This is a genomic window from Promicromonospora sp. Populi, assembly GCF_041081105.1.
In the GTDB taxonomy this organism is placed as follows: domain Bacteria; phylum Actinomycetota; class Actinomycetes; order Actinomycetales; family Cellulomonadaceae; genus Promicromonospora.
Genome location: NZ_CP163528.1, coordinates 1,572,704 through 1,594,614, shown reverse-complemented (window position 1 = coordinate 1,594,614; position 21,911 = coordinate 1,572,704). Strand labels below are relative to the sequence as shown.

Sequence of the window (21,911 nt, the reverse complement as noted above, 5' to 3'; positions counted from 1 at the left end):
ATCGTGAGCGTCCGCGCCGTCGTGCTCTGGATCGTCGTCCTGCTGGCTGCCGGTGCAGTCGGCGTGGCCGCCACGCTGCTCGTGCGCGGCGCCGGGTCGGAGGCAGAAGCCCTGCCCGACCCGGCGTCCGCGCCCCGCACCGAGTTTCCTGGCCTCACGGCCGCCACCGGCGACCCGGACCTGCCCGGGCTCGCCACCGCCCACCCCGAGCCGGGCAGCGTCGGGGTGGTGGCCGGACCGTTCGACGACCGGTTCGAGCTCAGCGGCCTGGGGCTCGCCGACGACGGCACCGTGACCGGCACCGTGACCATCACCAGCGACGTCAGCACGCTGATCGAGCTGGAGGTGCTCGCCGGCTTCTACGACGCCGACGGCGAGCTGCTCGGCACCGGCCGGTTTGTCCACCACGAGGCCGAGGGTGCGCACAGCCACGAGGGCCCGCCGACCCCGGAGGAGGAGTTCGAGATCGCGGTCCCCGATGACATCGAGGGAACGGTGGCCGCGGCCGCCGTCGGGGTGCCGGTCCTGGTGAACGAGTAACAGTGAACGAGTAGCGCGGGAACGTTTTGCGACGTCGTCGCGTTGACACCAGGCCTCGACAACAAGGAGACCCGGTGCAGCCAAGCCAGACCCAGCAGTCCGCCGAGCAGGAGCACGTCGACGCGCTGTATGCGCGGCTGGACGGCGAGGTGGCACGTGTCCGTGCCGACCTCGACGCCGCGGTACGCGCCTCGTCGTCAGACCCCGACGAGGCGTACACCCGGGAGGTGCGCGTCGCCATGCTGGGCCGGCGGGCGCGCACCCTCGGCGCCGCCGAGCACCACCTCTGCTTCGGCCGGATCGACCGGGCGGACGGCAGCTCGCTGCACATCGGCCGCACCGGCCTGAGTGACGACGACGAGCAGCTCCTCGTCGACTGGCGCGCGGAGGCCGCGCGCCCGTTCTACGCCGCCACGGCCGCCCACCCGATGGGCCTGCGCCGCCGCCGGCACCTGCGCCTGGACGACCGCAAGGTCACCCGGGTCAGCGACGAGCTCCTGGACGGCGCCGAGCCTGGGCCGCACGACGTCGTCGGCGACGGGCCGCTCCTGGAGGCGATCAGCGCGCGGCGCACCGGCCGCATGCGTGACGTCGTCTCCACGCTGCAGGCCGAGCAGGACGCGATCATCCGCTCCCCGCACCGCGGCGTCACCGTCGTGGAGGGCGGCCCGGGCACGGGCAAGACGGTGGTCGCCCTGCACCGCGCCGCCTACGTCCTGGCGGGCTTCGACGAGGCGCGGGCCGACGGCGTGCTGGTGCTCGGCCCGGGCTCCCGGTTCCTCGACTACATCGCGGAGGTGCTGCCGTCCCTGGGCGAGAACGACGTGGCGATGAGCACCGCCGACCGCCTGGTCGCCGACGCCCTGGGCCTGGCCGAGGCCCCCGCGGCGAGCCACGAGCTGCGCCGCGCCGCGGGCGACGTCGCCCTGGCCGACGAGCTGGCGGAGGCCGTGCGACAGCACCAGGCGCCCGCCGGCACGCTGACGGTCCTGGTCGACGGCGATCCCGTCACGCTGGACGAGCACGCCCTCGCCGAGGCGCGCGTGACCGCCGGCGGCTCCGGGCTGCCGCACCACCAGGCCCGGTCGCTGTTCAAGGACCTCGTGGTGGACTTCGTGGCCGACGAGGTCCAGGCGCGGGCCCGCGTGTTCCTCGCCAAGCTGGACGAGGACATCGAGGTGCTCACGGGCGGCGTGAACGTCGACAAGGCGGCGGCAGCGGACCTGGCGCGGCTGGGCTTCGCCCCGGACGACGGCGGGGCCTTCGGGCACGCCGCCGCCGTGGCCGAGCTGGACCCGGGCGCACTGCGGGCCGAGCTGGTCGAGGACCTTGCGCTGGAGCGGGCCGTCGAGGCCGCGTGGCCCCGCCTGACGGCGGACGACGTGGTGCTGGACCTGCTGGCGGGGCACCCGGGGCTTGCCGTCGATGGCGCTCCCGGCGAACCTGCCTGGACCGCCGCCCACCTGCCGCTGCTCGACGAGGCCGAGCACCTGCTGAACGGGCCACCCACCCGGAGCTACGGGCACGTGGTGGTGGACGAGGCCCAGGAGCTGACGCCGATGCAGTGGCGGTCCGTGCTGCGGCGCTGCCCGGGCCGGTCGATGACCGTGGTCGGCGACCTGGCGCAGGCCGGCCCGGCGACCGGCGCTGGCTCGTGGGCCGACGCCCTGGGCAGCGACCTGGCGAAGCGCGCCGACGTGCGCACCCTGACGGTCTGCTACCGCACGACCGCCGAGGTGCTGGACGCGGCGGCGCCGCTGCTCGCGCGGATCGCTCCCGACCAGGCGGCGTCCGTCGCGGTGCGGCACGGCGACGAGCCGCGGCGAGTGGTGGCGGACGGCGATCTGGTGGCCGCCGTCGTCGCGGAGGCCAGGGCCCAGGCAGCCGCGGAACCGGACGACCTGGTCGCGGTGGTCGCCGCCGATGCGACTGTCCCAGGGATCGCCGAGGCGCTGGCGGGCACCGAGGTCCGGGTGGTGCCCGTCTCCCAGGTGCGCGGCCTGGAGTTCGACGCCGTGGTGGTCGCCGACCCGGACGGGATCACCGCCGCCCGGCCAGGCGGCGAGCGCGACCTCTACGTGGCGCTCACCCGCCCGACGCGCCGGCTGGCCATAGTCGGCTGAGTCGGCTGAGCCGGCTGACGGGTCACCAGCTCGTCTCTACCGGCTTGCCCTCCTGGTAGCCGGCGGCCGACTGGATGCCGACCACCGCGCGGTCGGCGAACTCGGCCAGCGAGCGGGCGCCCGCGTAGGTGGCGGCGGACCGCAGGCCCGAGGTGATCTCGTCGAGCAGGTCCTCGACCCCCGGCCGGGCGGGGTCGAGGTACATCTTGCCGGTGGAGATCCCCTCCTCGTAGAGGGCCTTGCGGGCCCGGGCGAACGCGGTGCCGGACCCGGCGGTCCGGGCCGCGACCGCCCGGGCCGAGGCCATGCCGAACGAGTCCTTGTAGAGCCGGCCCGAGCCGTCCGACTTCAGGTCGCCGGGCGACTCGTACGTCCCGGCGAACCAGGAGCCGACCATCACCTGCGACGCGCCCGCGGCCAGCGCCAGGGCGACGTCGCGGGGGTGGCGCACGCCGCCGTCGGCCCAGACGTGCTTGCCGAGCTCGCGTGCGGCGGCCGCGCACTCCAGGACGGCGGAGAACTGCGGGCGCCCGACGCCGGTCTGCATGCGGGTGGTGCACATCGCGCCGGGGCCTACGCCGACCTTGAGGATGTCGGCGCCGGCGGCCACGAGGTCGCGCACCCCGTCGGCGGTGACGACGTTGCCGGCCACCACCGGCACCGTCGGGTGCACGGACCGGACGGCGTCCAGGGCGGCGAGCATCTTGGTCTGGTGCCCGTGCGCCGTGTCGACCACGAGCACGTCCACGCCCGCGGCGAGCAGGTCCTTGGCCTTGGCGGCGACGTCGCCGTTGATGCCGACGGCGGCGCCGATCCGCAGGCGCCCGGACGCGTCGAGCGCCGGGGCGTAGATCGAGGAGCGCAGCGCGCCCTTGCGGGTCAGGACGCCGGACAGGAGCCCGTCGCGCACCACTGGCGCCAGGTCGAGGCGCGCGGAGTGCAGCACGTCGAACGCGGCCTCCAGCCCGCCCGGGCCGTCCAGCAGGGCGGCGTCCAGGAGCAGGGGCTCGGCGGACATCACCTCGGCGACCCGGGTGAACCGGTCGACGTCGGCGCAGTCCGACTCGGTCACGACGCCCACGGGCCGGTTGTCCTCGACGACGACGGCGGCCCCGTGGGCCCGCTTGCCGAGCAGGTTCAGCACGCTGTGCACGGTGTCCTGGGGCGCGACGACCACCGGCGTCTCGATGACGGGGTCCTTGGCCTTCACGTTCGCGACCACCCCCGCCACGACGTCGGCGGGGACGTCCTGCGGGATGATCGCGAGGCCGCCGCGCCGCGCGACGGCCTCCGCCATGCGGCGGCCCGCCACGGCGGTCATGTTGGCGACGACCACGGGGATGGTGGTGCCGGTGCCGTCGTCGGACGCAAGATCGACGTCGAACCGGGACGTGACGTCCGAGCGGGACGGGACGAGGAACACGTCGCCGTAGGTGAGGTCGGTGGCGGGGGTCTGCCCGGGGAGGAATCGCACGTTTACTAATGGTAAAGAGTTCTTCTCGCCGTGCCTATGAGCCTGGCCACATCGTTGTGGAGGTATCGGAGACAGGCGTGGGAGGCGGATTCTCCGTGGCACAGTGGAGAGGTCGGTGCCCCTAGAGTGGGGCCCCGATTCGCCCTCACCGGGCACGACGAAAGGACGCGCATGGGTCTGCTGAGCGATATCCGCATCCCCGAGGACGTCCGGGCGATGACGCCCGGCCAGATGCCGGAGCTCGCGGAGGAGATCCGCAGGTTCCTCGTGGAGAGCGTCTCGCGCACCGGCGGCCATCTCGGCCCGAATCTTGGTGTCGTCGAGCTGACCATCGCCATGCACCGCGTCTTCGACTCGCCGCGCGACACCATCGTGTTCGACACCGGCCACCAGGCCTACGTGCACAAGCTGCTCACCGGCCGCCAGGACTTCTCCGACCTGCGCAAGCGCGGCGGCCTGTCCGGCTACCCGAGCCGCGCCGAGTCCCCGCACGACGTCGTGGAGAACTCCCACGCGTCGACCGCCCTGTCCTGGGCGGACGGCATCGCCAAGGCCAACCAGGTGCGCGGCACCAACAACCACGTGGTGGCCGTGATCGGCGACGGTGCGCTGACGGGCGGCATGGCCTGGGAAGCCCTGAACAACATCGCGGAGAGCCGGGACCGCAAGCTTGTCGTCGTCGTCAACGACAACGGCCGGTCCTACTCGCCGACCATCGGCGGGCTCGCCAACCACCTCGACACGCTGCGCACCACCAGCGGCTACGAGTCGTTCCTGAGCTGGGGCACGCGGGCCCTGAACCGCTCCGGCCCGCCCGGACGCTTCGCGTGGCGCTGGCTGCACGGCCTGAAGAAGGGCCTCAAGGACGTCGTCGCCCCGCAGGGCCTGTTCGAGGACCTGGGCATCAAGTACATCGGCCCCGTCGACGGCCACGACACCGAGGCGCTCGAACGGGCGCTCGGCCGCGCCAAGGCTTACGGCCGCCCCGTGATCGTGCACGCCATCACCGAGAAGGGCCGCGGCTACAAGCCGGCGGAGGAGGACATCGCCGACCGGTTCCACGCCGTCGGCGTCATCCACCCCGAGACCGGGCTGCCCGTCGCGGCCAGCCGGTTCGGCTGGACCAAGGTGTTCGCCGACGAGATCGTGAAGATCGGCCGTCGCCGGCCCGACGTCGTCGCGATCACCGCCGCGATGCTGCACCCCGTGGGGCTCGCGCCCTTCAAGGAGCAGTTCCCGGAGCGCACCTTCGACGTCGGCATCGCCGAGCAGCACGCCGTGACGTCCGCCGCTGGGATGGCGTTCGCCGGCCTGCACCCCGTCGTCGCCGTGTACGCGACGTTCCTGAACCGGGCGTTCGACCAGGTCCTGATGGACGTCGCCCTGCACAAGGCGGGCGTCACCTTCGTGCTGGACCGCGCGGGCATCACCGGCGAGGACGGCGCCAGCCACAACGGCATGTGGGACATGGCGATGCTGCGCATCGTCCCCGGCCTGCGCCTGGCCGCCCCGCGTGACGAGACGACGCTGCGCGACGCGCTGCGCACCGCCGTCGACGTCGACGACGCGCCGACGGTGGTCCGTTACCCCAAGGGCGCCGTCGGCGAGGACATCCCGGCCGTCGAGGCGCTCGACGGTGTGGACGTCGTGGGGCGGTTCTCCCCGGACGCGAACCGCCCGCAGGGCCCGGTGCCCCGCCGCGTGCTCGTGGTCGGTGTGGGCTCGATGGTGGCCTGCGCCATGGAGACCGGTGCGGCGCTGGCGGCGCACGGCATCGAGGCCACCGTCGCGGCGCCGACCTGGGTGCTGCCGGTCCCGGAGAACCTGGTCAAGCTGTGCGGCGAGCACGACCTCGTGGTCACGGTGGAGGACGGCGTGGTCGACGGCGGCATCGGCGACATGCTCGCGCAGCGCGCGGGGGAGCAGGGCATCACGACGCCGCAGGTGCACATCGGCCTGCCGGTGGCGTTCCTGGACCACGCGAGCCGCGACCAGATCGTCGGGGCTCAGCGCATGACCGCTGCCGACGCGACCCGCGACGCGCTCGCGGCGCTCGCCCTCCTATGACGGGTTCCGGGGCACTGCGGACCATCGGCGTCGAGGAGGAGCTGATGCTGGTCGGGCACGACGGGGCTCCGGTCCCGCGCGCCCAGGCCGTGCTCGACAGCGCCGAGCCCGGTGACGGGCCGCTCGAGCCTGAGCTCATGGAGGAGCAGATCGAGACGGCCACGCCGCCGCACGCGACGATCGAGGAGGTCGCCGCGTCGATCCGGGCCGGCCGGGCGGGCGCCCAGGCGGCGGCCGATCGGCACGACGCCCGGATCGCCGCGCTCGGCACCTCGCCGCTGCCGTTCGACGGCACGACGGTCGGCAAGCTCCGGTACCTCTCGGCGCGCAAGGAGTTCGGCCTCACCGCCCGTGAGCAGCTCACGAGCGGCTGCCACGTGCACGTATCGGTGGCCGATGACGCCGAGGGCGTGGCGGTGCTGGACCGGATCGGGCCGTGGCTCGCACCGCTGCTGGCCTTGTCGGCGAACTCGCCCTACTGGATGGGTGTCGACTCCGGGTACTCGAGCTTCCGCTCCCAGGTCTGGGCCCGCTGGCCCACAGCCGGTCCGACGCGGCTGTTCGGCACCCCCGAGGCGTACCACGCGGCTGTCGACGGCCTGGTCGCGACCGGCACGATCCTGGACCAGGGCATGGTCTACTTCGACGCGCGCCTGTCGGCGACGTACCCCACCGTGGAGATCCGCGTCGCCGACGTGTGCCTCTCCGCGGACACGGCCACGCTGCTGGCCGCGCTGGCCCGCGGCCTGGTGGAGACGGCGGCGCGGGCGGCCGACTCGCCGCCGCCCGACGCGCCCGTCGAGATCCTGCGCACCGCGCACTGGCGGGCCGGGCGCTCGGGGCTCGCCGGCGACCTCGTGGATCCCCGGACCTGGCGGCCGGCCCCGGCGCACGACGTCGTCGGCGCGCTGGTGGACCACGTACGCGACGCCCTGGTGGACTCCGGCGACCTCGACACCGTGACCGAGCTGCTCGGCAACCACTGGGCCGGGGGCGACGCCGCGGCACGCCAGCGCGCCTGGGCTCTCGAGGCCGACGGCGACCTCGGCGTCGTAGCGCTGCGAGCGGCGGACGCAACCCTGGCGTGAGCCGGGGCTTGAGCGTTACTTCTTGGCGACCGCCCACCAGATGATGCCGGCGATGAGCAGCAGGAAGCCCAGCCCGCCGACCAGGAACCCCAGCCCCACGACGAGCGCGCTGCCGCCGAGGCCGGCGACGCTGCCGATGTTGATGGGGCTGCTCACGGCGAGGCTGACGTCGTCGGCCGCCAGGGCCGGGTCCACGACGAGCGTGTGGGGGCCGCTCTCCTCCGGGACGAGGATCCCGACCGCGAACACCGACCAGCCGTTGGTCGGCAGCGGCGTGGTCTGGTCGGGCGGCTCGATGCTCACCGGGCCGGACGGTCCCTCGGCGGTCACCGCCGAGAAGGGCAGCCGGGCCGACTCGCCTCGCGAGACCTCGAAGACGAGGTAGGCGCCCACCTGCGGGACGTCGAGGGTCAGCGGCTCTGTGCTCGGCCCGAAAGCGACGGCGTCGCTGCCCGCGGTGCCCTCGGTCGTGACGAGGTCGGTGGGGAGCAGGTCCACGACACCCCTGGTAGCTCCGACGACACCCACGATGCCCGTGATCACACCCGCCAGCAGGATCGCGATGCCGGTGAACGTCAGGATCTTGGGCCCCGTCTTTCGCGCCCGGGGTGCCTGGTACTGCGGTGCCGGGTACTGGGGAGCGGGGTAGCCGTACGCCGCGCCGCCCTGGGGAGGTGTGCTCATCCGTAGATCGTCTCAGCGTACTGCGGGCCGTAGTACGCCTCGACCTGCGCGAGCGTCTGTTCCGGCCGCTCCAGGGTGTGCGAGATGACGGCCCGGCTGGGCACCGTCTCCAGGTCCCAGGCCTCGGGGTCCCAGGTCTTGGAGCGCAGGAACGCCTTGGAGCAGTGGTAGAAGACCTCGCTGATGTCGACCTCCAGCGCGAGCACCGGGACGTTGCGGCGCACCTGGAGCCCGGCGAGGTAGGGCGCGTCGCGCACCAGGCGGGCCGCACCGTTGATCCGCAGCGTGTCCCCGCGGCCGGGGACCACGAAGATGAGCCCCACGTGCGGGTTGGCCAGCACGTTGAGGAACCCGTCGACGCGGCGGTTGCCGGGGCGCTCGGGGATCGCGATCGTGTGCTCGTCCAGCACCCGCACCAGGGAGCCGGCCGGGTCGCCCTTGGGGGAGACGTCGACGTTGCCGTCGGCGTCCGAGGTCGCGACCAGGCACAACGGCGAGGCCTCCAGCCACTGCCGGTCGAGGTCGTGGAGGGCCGTGCGCACCTTGCCCGCGGCCGGGCCGAGGGGCGGGGGAATGATCTCGCGGAGCTCCTCGACGGTGGTCACCGGAATCCCGCCGAACCTGCTCGGCCGGCCGGTCGGCTGGTCGCTCGCCTGGTTGGTCATGCAGTCACGATAAGCCGGGCACGATGTCAGCGACCAGCAAACTGTGCACGATCAAGATGCGCGCGGCGCGAATGGGGCATGTCGGACCATCCGGGTACGCTCGCAACGCCATGACCGAGCAGACGACCCTCCCCAGCCCAGCCGCAGCAGACGCCCCCGCCAGCTCGCCCCGCCCCGGCCCGCCCCGGTCGTGGAAGCCCCGCGCGGCCCGCCGGGTAGTGGAGCAGGCCCAGGCGCTGCTCGACGACGCCAAGCTGCTCACCACCGCCGACCACGGCCTGCGCGAGCGGGTCCGCGACGCCTACACGGCCACCCGCGAGGTGCGCGTCCACGCCGTCCTGCGCACGGTCGGTGTCACGGCCCTGGAGGACCGGCGCAAGAAGCTGCGCGTCGCCGTCCTGGAGAAGGCCGGGTACAAGAGCGCCACCCAGGTCCTCGTCGCGGGCACCGACCGGCTCGTCGAGGCGGGCATCGGCGCCGGCACCGCCAAGCTCGCTACCTCGGCGGTCCGCGAGCTCGCCGACGAGGTCGACGCCGACCTGCGGTTCCGCATCGACGTCGACCCCGACGACCCGTACGCCACCGTGCTCGTCCAGACCCTGTACGCGTTCGGGCTGGCCACCGACGCCCGGCACCGGCACCTCGACGAGGCGCGCCGCGTGGCCGCCGTCGTGCCCGCGCACCTGGAGCCCGCCCGGACCGCCACCAGCGTCTGGCGGCGGCTGGTCGCGCCCGCCGACCGCAAGGCCGCCGCGCTCAGGGCCGTCTCGGCGCTCGCGGACCAGGTGGCCGGTGCGCGGCTGACGGACGACGCTCGCGCGGTACGCGCCGCCGTCGGGCAGCCGCCCGAAGGGGCCGAGGTGTGGGCGGACTTCGAGGCGCGGTCCGCGGAGTACTACGGCCTGTTGTCGCAGGTGGTGGACCTGGGTGACGACCACGAGGCCGCCGAGGGCGGCCTGCCCGCCGACGTCGTGCGGCGGGTCGAGGCGCAGCCGCTGGACCGGACCCTGCTGCGCGCCAACCTGCGTGGCTACCAGCAGTTCGGCGCCAAGTACGCGCTGGTGCAGCGGCGCACGATCCTCGGTGACGAGATGGGCCTGGGCAAGACCATGCAGTCCATCGCGGTGGCCGCGCACCTCGTGGCCACCGGCAGCACGCACGTGCTGGTGGTGTGCCCGGCGAGCGTGGTGACCAACTGGAAGCGCGAGGTGGAGCAGCACTCCGACCTGACCGCCGTGGTGATGCACGGGAACGACCGTGAGCAGGCAGCGGCGGGCTGGCTGGACGGCGGCGGCGTCGCCATCACGACGTTCGAGGTGCTCGGCCGGCTCGACCTGCCCTACGACCTGCGGCCCGCGCTCCTGGTCGTCGACGAGGCGCACTACGTGAAAAACCCCGAGACCATCCGCGGCCGCGAGGTGCGGCGCTGGGCCGACCGGTCCGACCGCGTCCTGTTCCTTAGCGGCACCCCGATGGAGAACAAGGTCGCCGAGTTCAAGAACATGGTGGGCTACCTCCAGCCGGAGGTCGCGGGCCAGCTCGACCCCAACGCCGGCCTGTCGGGCGCCAAGGCGTTCCGCCGGATCGTCGCGCCTGCCTACCTGCGCCGCAACCAGGAGGACGTGCTCACCGAGCTGCCCGAGATGGTGCAGGTCGAGGAGTGGGAGCAGTTCGGCCCGGTCGACGGCGCCGCCTACCGCGCCGCCGTGCTCGCGGGGAACTTCATGGCGATGCGGCGGGCCGCCTTCGCGGTGTCCGACGCGGAGGAGTCGGCGAAGCTGGTGCGCCTGCGCGAGCTTGTCACCGAGGCGGTCGACGGTGGCCGCCGCGTCATCGTCTTCTCCTACTTCCTGTCGGTGCTGGAGCAGGTGATGGACCTCCTCGGGGATCTCGCCGTGGGACCGCTGAACGGATCGGTGCCCGTCTCCGAGCGGCAGGCCATGGTGGACGCCCTGTCCGAGCCCGGCGGGCCCGCGGTGCTGGTCAGCCAGATCACAGCCGGGGGAGTCGGGCTGAACGTGCAGGCGGCGAGCGTCGTCATCTTCTGCGAGCCCCAGGTCAAGCCCACCATCGAGGCGCAGGCCGTGGCACGGGCGCACCGCATGGGCCAGACCCGCACGGTCCAGGTGCACCGGCTCCTGGTCGAGACCTCCGTCGACCAGCGCATGATGGAGATCCTCGGCTCCAAGGCGGCCCTGTTCGAGGAGTTCGCCCGGCACTCGGAGATCACCGACGCGTCGCCGTCGGCCGTGGACGTCGAGGCACCGGCCGAGGCCTCGCTGTCGCGCACCATCCTCGCCGAGGAGAAAGAACGGCTCAGCCGCGCTATCTGACGCACTTCTACGCATATTTGCGCAATCTGAAGCGCATCTGCGCGCACCATGAAAGCACCAAAGGCGACCTATTTGAGTGTGATACCCCGTTGAGGCGGGATTGGGGTTCACTGAAGTTGTGTCCATGCTGACGTCACAACCCGGCGCGGCGGTCGCTCGTCTTGTCTCGCCAGGACGGCTGCTCGCCCCGGAACGACGCATCGTTCCGTTCCTCGGACGCACCGCCGAGCTGGCATCGCTCGTCGAGTGGTGCAACGGACCCGACACCGTCGCGGTACGCCTCGTCAGCGGCGCGCGCGGCGTCGGCAAGACGCGGCTGGCCCGCGAGGCCGCGTACGCCATGGCGCGCGCCGGCTGGACCTGCCTGAACGTGCCCGACGGCGCGGAGCACGCCGCCCTGGCCATGGTGCCCGACGGCGCCCCCGCACTCCTGATCGTCGACGGCGCCGAGACGCGCGGCTCAGCGCTCGCGGAGCTGCTGCGGTCCGCCGCGCGCGGCCGGAACGGCGCGCTGCGTGTGCTGCTGGTGTCCCTCGGTGCGGGGCAGTGGTTCAACCGGCTCACCACGACGAGCCTGGCGGCCCGGGCGCTGCTCGAACCGGCGCGCACGGGGGAGGACCTCGGGGCCGAGGTGCTGCCCGGGCAGGTGGACGGGCGGCTCGTGGCGGCCTTCGTGGAGCCGTACGCGCTGGCGCTCGGCCTCCCCGTGCCGCAGGTCGCGGTCGCCGCGCAGGCGGGCGGGACCCCGATGCTGGACCTGCAGGCCGCGGCGCTCTGCGCCGTCCTGCGCGCGCAGGCACCAGATGCGCAGGACGTGCTGCCGGTCGACGTGTCCGACGCCCTCGACGAGCTTCTTGAGCACGAGCGCTGGACCTGGTTCCGCAGTGCTGAGGAGGCCGGTGTGCTCGGCGAGGCCGGTTTCCTGCCGGAGGCCGTCGACGCTCTGGTCGCCGCGGCGACGCTGACGGGGGTGCGGACCCCGGACGCCGCCCAGAACCTCGTGAGCCGCGTCGCCGCCGTCGTACCGGGGGTGCAGCCGGGTGCGGCAGCCGCCGTCGGGCAGTGGCTGCTGGACCTGGATCCGCACCGGGCCCTGCCCGGGCGGCTGGTGGACCCGCACCTGCTGGCCGAGCTCACGGACATCCCGGGGCTGCTTGGGGCGTGCCTGTCGGGGGCGAGCACGGCGTTTGCCCGGCGGGCCGCGCAGCGCGCGGCCGCGATGGTCGTCGAACGGCTCGCCGGACGGTCCGAGGGCCTGAGCCCCGCGCTCGACCAGCTCGGCGCTGCGGTCGCCGCCCTCCCCGACGACTACGACGCCCTGCGCTCGGTCTCCGGAGTGCTGCCCCACCCGTCGCTCGCGCTCGGCGAGCTGCGCGTAGAGGTTGCCCTGCGCACGCTCGCGGTGACGCCGGAGGACGACCCGGCGTGGCGCGCCGAGGCCCTGCGCGACGTCGGGGTGGCGCTCGTCGACGTGGGCCGCGCGGCCGACGCCGAACGGTACGTGGGGCCCGCCGTCGTGCTGCTGGGCGAGCTCGCCGAGGCGGACCCGCAGCGGTACCGATCCCGGCTGGCCGCGCTGCTCGTCACCCTCGGCACCGCCTGCTCCGACCAGGGGCGCCCCTGGGACGCGCTGCGCTGCGAGGCGGAGGCGGTGGACCTGCTGCGGCTCGTCGAGGCGGACCACCCGGGCGTTGTCACCCTCGACCTGACGATGGCGCTGTCGAACCTGGCCGTGACCCTGGCCGAGCTGGGGCAGCCACTGGCTGCGCTCGGCCCCGGCCGGGAGGCGGTAGGGCTCTGGCGGAGGCTCGCGGAGGCAAACCCGGTCCGGTTCTCCTCGGGGCTGGCCCGGTCCCAGCTCAACGTGGCCCGGCGGTTGCTGGAGCTCGGCCGGGGCGCGGAGGCGCTGGAGCCGGCCGAGGAGTCGCTGGAGGTCCGACGGCGCCTGGCCGCCGCCGATCCGGACGAGCACATCTGCAGCCTGGGCAGCTCGCTGCAGGTCATGGGCAGCGTGCTTGCCGATCAGGGCCGCACCGAAGAGGCGGTGGGGTACATCGACGAGGCCGTCCGGATCCGGCGGCGGACCGCCCAGGAGAACCCGGGCCGGTACCTGGCAGGACTCGCGGAATCGCTCCAGGCGCTGGGCACGCAGCTCTCGGCCCTCGGCCGGTGGGAGGAGGGCCTCGACCTGCAGCAGGAGGCGGTCGGCGTGCGACGCCGGCTCGCGGCCGACCGTCCGGGGCAGTACACCGCGGAGCTCGCCGAGGCGCTGTCCGACCTCGGTGTCACCTGCTCCCGGCTGGACCGGCCGCAGGACGCCCTCGACGCCGAGCGCGAGGCGACCCGGACCTGGCGCGAGCTGGTCCGCTCCGACCCCCGCCACCGCCCCCGGCTGGTGCAGTCCCTGGAGAACCTCACCTCGATCCTCTCCGTCCTCAAGCTCGGCGACGAGGCGACGCTGCCGGCCGGCGAGGCGGTCACGCTCCTGCGGGAGCTCGCCGTCGAGCACCCCGGGGTGTACCGGGAGCGGCTGGCGGGGCGCCTGAGGAAGCTGGCGCTCCTGCTGCACGACCAGGAACGGTTCGACGAGGCGCGAGAGGCCAGGGCGGAGGCGGGGGCGCTCGGCGTCGATTGATCGCTTTGCATAACTGATGTTTCGTTAATATCTGGACTTGACCAATTTGTTGACTTAGCATCGAATCACTGGAACCAGGTCGTTGTGCGCGGATCCTGGGGGTGGTCGACATGCAGAACTGGGCTCGGGGAAGTCTCCTGGTCGTCGCACTCGGTGCGATGTCGAACCTCGCTCTCACCTTCATTCCCGATGTGATGCCGCGCAGCGTGACGATCCCGATCGTCTGGTGCACGGCCGTCGCGACGGTTGTCATCGCCGTCGTCTACCTGTTCGAGCAGACCATCGCGGCCCGCCAGCGCCTCGAGCGCGACGCCGAGCTGGAACGGGCGCGCCTGCTGAACGAACTGCGTCAGTACCGGGGCATCGAGTGGGTGAGCGCAGACCGTGAGCACCGGAACGCCTCGCTCGACATCTGGAAGGCCGCGCGTCATCAGGTCGTCGTGTTCGGCTTCGGCATGACGAGCGTGGCGCGCGACCCCAACCTGATCTGGGCGATGGTCAACCGTGGCGTGGACGTCGACGTCATCAAGGTCGACCCCGGGTGGCTCGTGGACCACCCGGCGATCGCCTCGACCATCGACGGGTACTACGACCGGGACGAGGCGTTCATCGGGCAGGTGCTGCAGGCGCACGACCGCCTCGAAAGACTCGCCCTTCAGATCAACGCGGCGGGGCGTGGTCAGCTGAACATCCACACCTACCGGACCACCGTCCAGTACAGCGGATCGATCCGGGATCCCGGAACGTCAGAGGCCTCTGGTTACGTGGAGTTCCACCTCTACCGGAAGTCCATCGAGCGCCTGGGCATCGGTCTGAAGCAGTACGACGGCGACGACGATCTGAACCCGCCGATCCTGCAGCACGTCCTGCACTCGCTTGCTCTGGCAGTGGGGCATCCGGTGCCGGCCGAACGCAGGCCGCCGGCCCTGGGGCCGGGCGAGGAAGGCGGACGAGCGGGGATCGGGATGTGGCACTATCCAGAGCGTGTCTTTGGAGCGGATTGCCCTGATCAGTGATGTCCATGGCAACCTCACCGCGCTCGATGCGGTGCTCGCTGATATCGAGTCGCGTGGGATCGAACGGATCATCAATCTCGGTGACTTCGTCGGAAAGGGGCCGCGGGGGAGTGAGGTCGTCGACCGGTGCGACAAGGCGTGCGAGGTAAACATCCGGGGGAACTGGGACGACCACCTACCCGTGTGGAGCGACGAGTCGGCCCCGGAGATGATCTGGTGGCGCGACGAGCTGCGTCAGGACCAGCACGACTGGCTCCGGATGCTGCCGCTGAGCCACGACCTGTTGATCAGCGGGCGGCACATCAGGCTGTTCCACGCCTCCGCGACGAGCCCGCACGTGCGGGTGCACGCGCACCACACGACCGAGGAGTTCGACGGGATGTTCGCCAACACCCCGATGACGGGTGGTGGGGCGCGACCGTCGATGGTGGGCTACGGCGACATCCACGACGCCTTCGTCGAGGTCGAGCGCGGCAGGACTCTCTTCAACGTCGGGAGTGTCGGCAACCCGCTGGACGAGCCGATCCCCAGCTATGCGATTCTCGAGGGCCTGGTCGACGAGCCCGACCCGGCGCCGTTCGGCCTGCACCTCATCCGGGTGCCGTACGACATCGAGGCGGAGATCGATGCGGCCGCGAGGCTCGGGATGCCGGCACTCGCGCCGTACGCGATCGAGCTGCGCACCGCGGTGTACCGCGGGTACCAGGGGACGTGATCAGAGGGTCCGGGCCGTGATCAGGGCCGTGATCTGGCCGGCCGGGTCACGACGACGTCGACCCAGACCTTTCCTTCGGCGTCCGGGTCGACGACGACCCAGGGCTGGACCGGGACCCTGACGCCGTACACGTCGCGGGCGGCCTCACGAACGAGCCAGACGAAGTACTCGAGCGTGTAGTGGTTCCGCCAGCGGCGGGCGACCTGCCCGCCCGCTCCCGCCTTCGCCTCGAGGCCTTGCCGGTTCGACAGGGCGGCCGTCGTCGAGATCAGGGCGGTGCCGCCGGTGGCGACATGCCTGAGCACCTTGCGCACGGCGTCGTCGTCCGCCTCGGGAGGGAAGAGATGGACGAAGGCCGTGGCGAGCACCAGGTCGAAGCGTGCGCCGTCGAGCGGTGCGTCCGCCCCGTCCTCGTCGACGTACCGGCCGGCCAGGAACTCGCCGAGCAGCAGGGACGGCTTGTTCGGTAGGGTCGGGTCGGCCGCGAGCTCACGCGCCGCGCAGATCATCTGCGCCGAGAAGTCGATGCCGGTGACGGCATATCCGAGTGCGGCCAGGACGCGGGAGTGGGTGCCGTCCGCACAGCCGACGTCCAGTGCCGTCGGACGTCCTGCGGAGGTGATCTCCGGCAGTCGCTGGGTGAGCCATTTCTTGGCACTCTGTTGACGGACCTCGGTAGTGCCCTTGTATGTACCGGCGAGCATGTCGTACGCGGCGCGATTGATATCAAGAATTGACTGGAGATCGGGCGACAGCGCGGTCATCCATACCCCCTCGCGCGCGATGGATCGTCTCGATCCGCTGGTTGGCCATGAAGCCGCCGATTCGCAATCTGGATCGGCCGAATGGCGCCAATCGTGTCACAACTTGAGTGCCCTTGCTTTCACTCGTTCGACCCTTCTGTGCGAGATCAATTACCTCGACCCCGGGTCTCGCGAAGAAAAGAATCACCGAAAGATTAGTGAAACTCGCAGCGATTCGACTGGACTCTGGCCGTCCGGACGCGCAACACTTGCCGTGTGAACGAAATCACATTGGAAGCAGAAGCCAGGCAGCACCAGGACCTCACAGTGCTCGAAGCAGCGCGGCTGCTGGGAGTCTCGAAGCTGCACGTCATCGATCTCCTCGAAGCCGGTGAGTTCGACTACCACATGGTCGGCGCCGACCTCATGTTCAACGCAGCGGAGATCGAGTCCTACAAGTCGGACCGCGAGCACCGCGACACGGAGTCCCTCGTATCCGCATGACCCCCGCGTCGCGGCCGGCGCCCTGGCGCTTCCGCTGACGCAGTGCGTGCAGCTCGCGAACCTGCGAAGCCACGCACACTGACGCCTGAGCGCACGTTCATCACCTGCGAACGTGCGCTCTTGTCATGTCCCGACCAGTCTGCTCAGGACCAGCTCAACGGGGCCAGCTCGCGGGGACCGTCGGCGATCAGTCCCGCGATCGTCTCAGCGGGTACGGGCCGCCCGCCCCAGGCGTCGACGCCGACGTTGATCTGCCGCCCACGCTGACGCCAGGTGTCGTGCACGTGGCCGTGCACGACCCAGCCACCCTGGTCCGCCGGCCGGTACTCGACGTACCGGTCCTCGCCGTGCGAGTCGCCCTGGTACGGGAAGTGCGACAGCACCACCTTCTCGTCGCCGATGACGACCGGCTCCGGCCGGTCGTGGATCTCGGCGAAGCCCGCGGCCAGGTAGCGCTCCCGGGCGATCGCCCGACGCCGCTCCCGCGCCTCCGGCTCACCCTTGCGCAGGGCGCGCTCGCCCTCCCAGCAGCGGTCGTGGTTGCCCGGCACCAGGATCTTGTGCCCCGCGAGCCGGCCGATGCTGGCGAGGGACTCCTCCAGGACGCCGAGTGCGACGTCGCCCAGCACCCACACGGTGTCGTCGCCGGCCACGCTCTCGTTCCAGAGCTCGACGAGCCGGGCGTCCATCGTGGCGACGTCCGCGAAGGGGCGGTCGCAGAAGCGGATGATGTTCAGGTGTCCGAAGTGCAGGTCGGACGTGTAGTGCGTAGTCATGTCAGGACGTATTCAACCGCTCCCGCGCCGCCGAGGGGAATCGAATTCGGCGGCGCGGGCCGGGGCCCCTGTGGTCAGGATTCAGGGGTCCAGGTGCAGAGCCCGTAGTCGGCGGTGTAGCTCTCCTCCTGCACTCCGTCGTCGCGCCAGCCGTACACCGTGCCGTCCTCCCGGGTCGCGGTGAGGTAGTCGCCCGCCGGGATCGTGACCGTCGTGCTCGGAATCGTCAACGAGTAGCCCACGCAGTCGGGCGAGTCACCATCCGCGTAGTAGGTGCAGTCATCGCACGCGTCGATCGCGACGACGCCGGTCGCCGGCCCCGTGTAGACCATCTCGAACGGATCGGGGCTGTAGTTGAAGACGGTGAGGGTGACCGTCCCCTCCGGCTCGTCGCGTGCCGGCAGCCCGACCTCCACCTCCGGGTCCGCCAGCGCGATGCCGGTGGCGATCTGGATCCGCTCGGCGTAGTCGGTCTCCTTGGCCCTCGGGTACGAGTCGAGGAGGCCGTTCAGGATGCCCTGCGTCCTGAGGTGATCACCGTCCTGGAACTGTTGCACGGCGCACTTCAGCAGCCCCGCCGGCACCTGTGTGCGCGCCTCGTCCGCGAGGGCGCTGACCTTGCCGGAGTCGAAGCTGGCGAGGAACGCCTCCGAGCCCGTGGCCACCATCGGGCTCAGGCAGCCCTGCTCGCCGGCCAGCTTCTTGATCACCGTGTCACGCCAGGTCGTGAGCTCCGCAGGCAGTGCGGCGGCCTGCTCGCTGGCGGGGTGGTCGGTCAGCAGGTCGGTGAGCGTGCTCTCCGCGAGCTGGAACTCGCCGGCCTCCGTGTACTGCATCCCGCAGTCGTGCAGCGCACCGGGCAGCTCGCCCTCCGCGACGCTCTGCAGCGGGCCGTCGGTGCCGGGCTGTGCGAAGTGCCGCACCACGGTGAGCGCGTTGCACACGCCGTCACCCTTGGCGCGCGTGTACAGGTCGTCGACGAGGCCGGGCACCCGGTCGGCGGCGCGGGTGCCCGGGTGCTCGGACGCGGTTCGCACGTAGGTCGCGTACGCGGCGTTGTAGACGTCCTTGTACGGGGCGAAGCTGCTGGCAGTCTCGTCCAGGGTCGCCTCGGCCTGGTCCAGGTCGTACGCGAGGTACTGCTCCAGCACCTCGTGCTGCGTCACCACGTACGCGGCGCCCAGGAGGGGCACCACCGCGAGCGTCGCCCACGCCACCCGGCCTGCCGCGCGGGGCGACCACACGGTGCGACGACGTTCCGGCCGCCGGGCCCGGCGTCGGGCGAGGAGTGCCGCGTCCAGCGAGAACAGGACCAGCGCACCCAGGTAGCCCAAAGGCCACCAGACGGCGATCGGCTCGCGCCCGATCGGCAGCGCGACCCACACGAGGCCCGCGGTCGCGGCCAGTGCAACGACCAGGCGGACCCAGGCGCGCAGGTGCAGGTAGCCCAGCCCTAGGCCGCTCAGGTTGAGCAGAGCGGCGGTCAGGGGGTGGGGCGGAGCGGGCTGCTCAGTCGGCGGCTCGTCAGTCGGCGGCTCCTCGATCGGCGGCTCGCCAGCAGGCTGCTCGACCGACAGCTCCTCGGTGGGCGACTCGATCGGCAGTTGTTCGGTCACCTGTTCGGCCGGCGGCGTCAGGTCGGCGGTCGCGTCGGTGGGTTCCTCGGTGGGTTCCTCGGCGGGCGCCGGCGGCGCGGCGTCAGTGCTCATGAGCCGGATGTTAGGGCCGATAACTACCGAGAAATCCCGAAAGCGCCAGTTCGGGCCGGGTGAAGTGTCCGGATGAGTCCGAACTGTAATGCGAGGCCTGATGAGTCATGATCGGCGGGTGGACCTCGCCGTCGATCTCAGCCAGCGCACCGGACGCACCGACGCCATCTATCGTGCGCTGCACACGGCCCTGACCACGGGCCGGGTCCCGGCGGGGGAGCGGCTGCCCTCCACGCGTGACCTCGCCCGCGACCTCGGCGTCGCGCGCGCGAGCGTTGCCACCGCGTACGAACGGCTGATCGCGGAGGGGTTCCTGGAGACCCGGACCGGCGCGGGCACGTTCGCGACCGCGGCGGCGAGCGACACGCCGCCCCCGCGCCGCCGGACCCCGGGGGCACTGCGGCCGCGGGCGGGCTGGCGCTGGACCGTGCGGCCCGCGAGCGGCGACGCCCCAGCCCCGGCGCACGACTTCCGCGTCGGCATCCCGGACGCGAGCCTCTTCCCGTTCGACACCTGGCGGCGGCTGCTGGCCGCCGAGTCCCGGGCCGGCGGCCCGGCGGCGGGCTCGTACGGCGGCCCCGCGGGTCTGCCCCGGTTCCGCGCGGCCGTCGCCCGTTACGTCGCCGGCTCCCGCGGGGTCCGCGCGGGGGCTGACGACGTCATCGCCACCACCGGTGCCCAGCAGGCCCTCGACCTCGTGGCGCGCGTCCTGCTGGAGCCGGGGGACGTCGTCGCCATGGAGGACCCGGGGTATCCGGAGGCGCGGGAGCTCTTCGCGCTGCACGGGGCGCGAGTGGTACCGGTGCCGGTCGACGCCGAGGGCCTGGTCGTAGACCGGATTCCCGCGGGCGCCCGGCTGGTCTACACCACCCCGTCGCACCAGTTCCCCCTTGGTATGCCGCTGTCTCTGACCCGGCGGCGGGCTTTGCTGGCGCACGCGGCGCGGCACGGGGCGGCAGTGATCGAGGACGACTACGACAGCGAGTTCCGCCGCGCCCGCCGCCCGCTGGAGTCCCTGCAGGCGCTCGACCGGGACGGCCGGGTGGTGTACGTCGGCACCTTCTCGAAGTCGCTGCTGCCCGGCCTGCGTGTCGGGTACCTCGTGGCGCCGTCGTCCCTGCGCGACGCCCTGCTTGCCGCGCGCCAGCTCACCGACGGCCACGGGGCAGTGCACGTGCAGGCGGCGCTGGCGCGCTTCATCGACGACGGCCTGCTCGCCCGGCACGTCCGCAAGGCGTCCGCGCACTACGCGGAGCGGCACGAGATCCTGCTGGACGCGCTCGCGGAGCTGCCGGTCGAGCCGGTCCCGTCCGCGGCGGGCCTGCACCTGGCGGCTTACCTGCCGGCTGACGCCCGGGTGGCCTCGCCGGCCCTCGTGGCCAGTGCCCGACGGCGGTCGGTCGCGTGCGAGTCCCTCGGCGCCTTCGCGGTGGGTCCCCACCGGGACGGGATAGTGCTCGGGATCGGCGGTGCGGTCACGAGCTCGATCCGGCCAGGCATCCGGGCTCTGGGGCGGCTGCTGGAGCCGTGAGGGCGGCCGCTGCCGCGGTTGTGGCCGCAGCAGCGGCCACCCGCGCCCGGCGTCGCCGCCACGTCGCCCAGGCGAGCCCGCCCAGTGCAGCGACCACGGGTCCGGCCATGTGCGCCCCGGTCATCACGAGCAGGCCCAGCGCGGCCACCAGCGACACCGCCGCGCACCACCAGGCGATGCCCCAGCGGGGCAGGAGGCGCAGCGCTGCGGCCGTGCCCACCACGTAGAGCAGGGAGAACGTAGCGGTCGCCATGAGCAGGATCGCGTCGGTGGACAGGTGCAGCAGCGCGAGCACCGCCGTCGTGCCGAGGGCGACAACCGTGATCAGCGCGAGCGAGCGGCGGGGCGTGCGGCCCGGCTCGGCGGCCAGCCAGGCCGGGAGCGCGCCGTCCCGGGCCAGCGCCGCGCCCATCCGGCTGCCGCCCGCGAAGTAGACGTTGATGGCGCCGACGGTCAGCAGCACGGCCACCACCGCGGTGACCGGCCGCGCGCCCTCGCCGAAGCCGAGCACCAGCAGGTCCGAGAGGGGCGCAGGCCCCGGCGTCGGGCCGAGCACCGCGACCGTGGCGAACGCGACGCCCAGGTACAGCACACCCACCACGGCCACCGCTATCGCCGTGGCCCGCGGGATGTCCCGCGCCGGCTGCCGGTACTCGGCGGACAGCGAGCCCAGGATCTCCCACCCGGCGAAGGCCCAGACCAGCAGCGCGGCGGCCGAGCCGACGGCCCCCCAGCCGTGCGGCGCGAACGGCGTGAGGTTGCCGGCCTGCGCGTGCGGCAGCGCCACGACGACGGCGACAGCCAGCAGGAGCGCGACCGCTCCGGCGATGGCGAGCTGGGCCGTGCCGGAGACCCGCAGGTCGAACCAGTTCATGACCGCGCACAGCGCGATGATCGCTACCGTCGTGGCCAGGGCGGTGCCCGGTCCGCCGCCGGTCGCGTCGGCGACGTAGGCGCCCGCGAAGCCCGCCGCGGCGGGAGCGCCCACGGGGATCGTCGCGTAGAACGCCCAGCCCACCATCGTGGAGGCCCGCTCGCCGAACGCGAGGCGCGCGTAAGTGGCCACACCGCCGCCGTCGGGGTGCCGGGCGCCGAGGGCGGCGAACGTCGTGGCGAGCGGGATCGACAGGAGGACGAGCCCTGCCCACGCCACGAGCGAGGCCGGGCCAGCGACGCCGGCGGCGAGGGCCGGGAGCGAGATGACGCCGGTGCCGAGCATGGCACCGATGGTGAGTGCCGCACCCTGGGGAACACTGAGACCGTTCTTCATGGACCTCACGCTAGGCGCCGGGTGGACCGTCGAACGGG

General features: G+C 72.7%; 17 protein-coding genes. 10 read left to right on the top strand and 7 right to left on the bottom strand.

Annotated features, from left to right (window positions below; all coding sequences use genetic code 11):
* Positions 1 to 3 precede the first annotated feature (3 nt).
* Together AB1046_RS07120 and AB1046_RS07115 are read left to right on the top strand one after the other, a co-directional pair.
* Positions 4 to 540 carry a hypothetical protein gene (locus tag AB1046_RS07120; RefSeq protein WP_369373770.1) on the top strand — a complete coding sequence of 179 codons (537 nt, stop codon included), beginning with the start codon at positions 4 to 6 and terminating at the stop codon, positions 538 to 540.
* Between the two features lie 74 nt (positions 541 to 614).
* A complete protein-coding gene (locus AB1046_RS07115) occupies positions 615 to 2,663 on the top strand; it encodes a helicase (protein ID WP_369373768.1) in 2,049 nt (682 codons plus the stop codon).
* A gap of 22 nt (positions 2,664 to 2,685) precedes the next feature.
* Here the strand turns inward: AB1046_RS07115 and AB1046_RS07110 are convergent, their stop codons facing one another.
* Positions 2,686 to 4,137, bottom strand: coding sequence for a GuaB1 family IMP dehydrogenase-related protein (locus AB1046_RS07110; protein WP_369373766.1), 1,452 nt, complete (start codon positions 4,135 to 4,137; stop codon positions 2,686 to 2,688).
* Positions 4,138 to 4,308: 171 nt separating this feature from the next.
* Here AB1046_RS07110 and dxs point away from each other — a divergent pair, with 171 nt between their 5' ends.
* Positions 4,309 to 6,204, top strand: a complete 1,896-nt coding sequence (gene dxs, locus AB1046_RS07105; protein ID WP_369373764.1) for a 1-deoxy-D-xylulose-5-phosphate synthase — start codon at positions 4,309 to 4,311, stop codon at positions 6,202 to 6,204.
* Positions 6,201 to 7,292: a glutamate--cysteine ligase gene (locus AB1046_RS07100; RefSeq protein WP_369373762.1), complete on the top strand. Its 1,092-nt coding sequence runs from the start codon at positions 6,201 to 6,203 to the stop codon at positions 7,290 to 7,292. Before dxs ends, AB1046_RS07100 begins: the two co-directional genes overlap by 4 nt.
* A gap of 15 nt (positions 7,293 to 7,307) precedes the next feature.
* Here AB1046_RS07100 and AB1046_RS07095 read toward each other — a convergent pair whose 3' ends face one another.
* The gene (locus tag AB1046_RS07095; RefSeq protein ID WP_369373760.1) at positions 7,308 to 7,976 is read right to left on the bottom strand and encodes a hypothetical protein; all 669 of its coding nucleotides are present in this window, start codon (positions 7,974 to 7,976) and stop codon (positions 7,308 to 7,310) included.
* Positions 7,973 to 8,641, bottom strand: a complete 669-nt coding sequence (locus tag AB1046_RS07090; RefSeq protein ID WP_369373758.1) for a pyridoxamine 5'-phosphate oxidase family protein — start codon at positions 8,639 to 8,641, stop codon at positions 7,973 to 7,975. Before AB1046_RS07090 ends, AB1046_RS07095 begins: the two co-directional genes overlap by 4 nt.
* 110 nt (positions 8,642 to 8,751) lie before the next feature.
* Here AB1046_RS07090 and AB1046_RS07085 point away from each other — a divergent pair, with 110 nt between their 5' ends.
* The 4 genes from AB1046_RS07085 (at position 8,752) to AB1046_RS07070 (ending at position 15,340) form a co-directional block, all read left to right on the top strand.
* Positions 8,752 to 10,974 carry a DEAD/DEAH box helicase gene (locus AB1046_RS07085; protein WP_369373756.1) on the top strand — a complete coding sequence of 741 codons (2,223 nt, stop codon included), beginning with the start codon at positions 8,752 to 8,754 and terminating at the stop codon, positions 10,972 to 10,974.
* Between the two features lie 124 nt (positions 10,975 to 11,098).
* The gene (locus AB1046_RS07080; RefSeq protein ID WP_369373754.1) at positions 11,099 to 13,609 is read left to right on the top strand and encodes a tetratricopeptide repeat protein; all 2,511 of its coding nucleotides are present in this window, start codon (positions 11,099 to 11,101) and stop codon (positions 13,607 to 13,609) included.
* Positions 13,610 to 13,719: 110 nt separating this feature from the next.
* Complete coding sequence (locus AB1046_RS07075) at positions 13,720 to 14,625, top strand: hypothetical protein (protein ID WP_369373752.1); 906 nt, start codon at positions 13,720 to 13,722, stop codon at positions 14,623 to 14,625.
* Positions 14,594 to 15,340: a metallophosphoesterase gene (locus AB1046_RS07070; protein WP_369373750.1), complete on the top strand. Its 747-nt coding sequence runs from the start codon at positions 14,594 to 14,596 to the stop codon at positions 15,338 to 15,340. Before AB1046_RS07075 ends, AB1046_RS07070 begins: the two co-directional genes overlap by 32 nt.
* A gap of 20 nt (positions 15,341 to 15,360) precedes the next feature.
* Here AB1046_RS07070 and AB1046_RS07065 read toward each other — a convergent pair whose 3' ends face one another.
* Positions 15,361 to 16,104: a class I SAM-dependent methyltransferase gene (locus tag AB1046_RS07065; protein WP_369373748.1), complete on the bottom strand. Its 744-nt coding sequence runs from the start codon at positions 16,102 to 16,104 to the stop codon at positions 15,361 to 15,363.
* 255 nt (positions 16,105 to 16,359) lie between these two features.
* Between AB1046_RS07065 and AB1046_RS07060 the strand changes: the two genes are divergently transcribed.
* Positions 16,360 to 16,587 (top strand): helix-turn-helix domain-containing protein, encoded by a 228-nt coding sequence (locus AB1046_RS07060; RefSeq protein WP_369373746.1) that lies wholly within the window; start codon positions 16,360 to 16,362, stop codon positions 16,585 to 16,587.
* 143 nt (positions 16,588 to 16,730) lie between these two features.
* Here the strand turns inward: AB1046_RS07060 and AB1046_RS07055 are convergent, their stop codons facing one another.
* A complete protein-coding gene (locus AB1046_RS07055) occupies positions 16,731 to 17,363 on the bottom strand; it encodes a metallophosphoesterase (RefSeq protein ID WP_369373744.1) in 633 nt (210 codons plus the stop codon).
* A 74-nt stretch (positions 17,364 to 17,437) separates the two neighbouring features.
* Positions 17,438 to 19,072: a hypothetical protein gene (locus AB1046_RS07050; RefSeq protein WP_369373742.1), complete on the bottom strand. Its 1,635-nt coding sequence runs from the start codon at positions 19,070 to 19,072 to the stop codon at positions 17,438 to 17,440.
* Between the two features lie 100 nt (positions 19,073 to 19,172).
* On the opposite strand from AB1046_RS07050, the gene AB1046_RS07045 reads away from it, so the two are divergent.
* Positions 19,173 to 20,603, top strand: a complete 1,431-nt coding sequence (locus tag AB1046_RS07045; protein WP_369373740.1) for a PLP-dependent aminotransferase family protein — start codon at positions 19,173 to 19,175, stop codon at positions 20,601 to 20,603.
* Here AB1046_RS07045 and AB1046_RS07040 read toward each other — a convergent pair.
* Positions 20,548 to 21,873, bottom strand: coding sequence for an APC family permease (locus AB1046_RS07040; RefSeq protein ID WP_369373738.1), 1,326 nt, complete (start codon positions 21,871 to 21,873; stop codon positions 20,548 to 20,550). The two genes, AB1046_RS07045 and AB1046_RS07040, sit on opposite strands and share 56 nt — an antisense overlap.
* Positions 21,874 to 21,911: the final 38 nt, after the last annotated feature.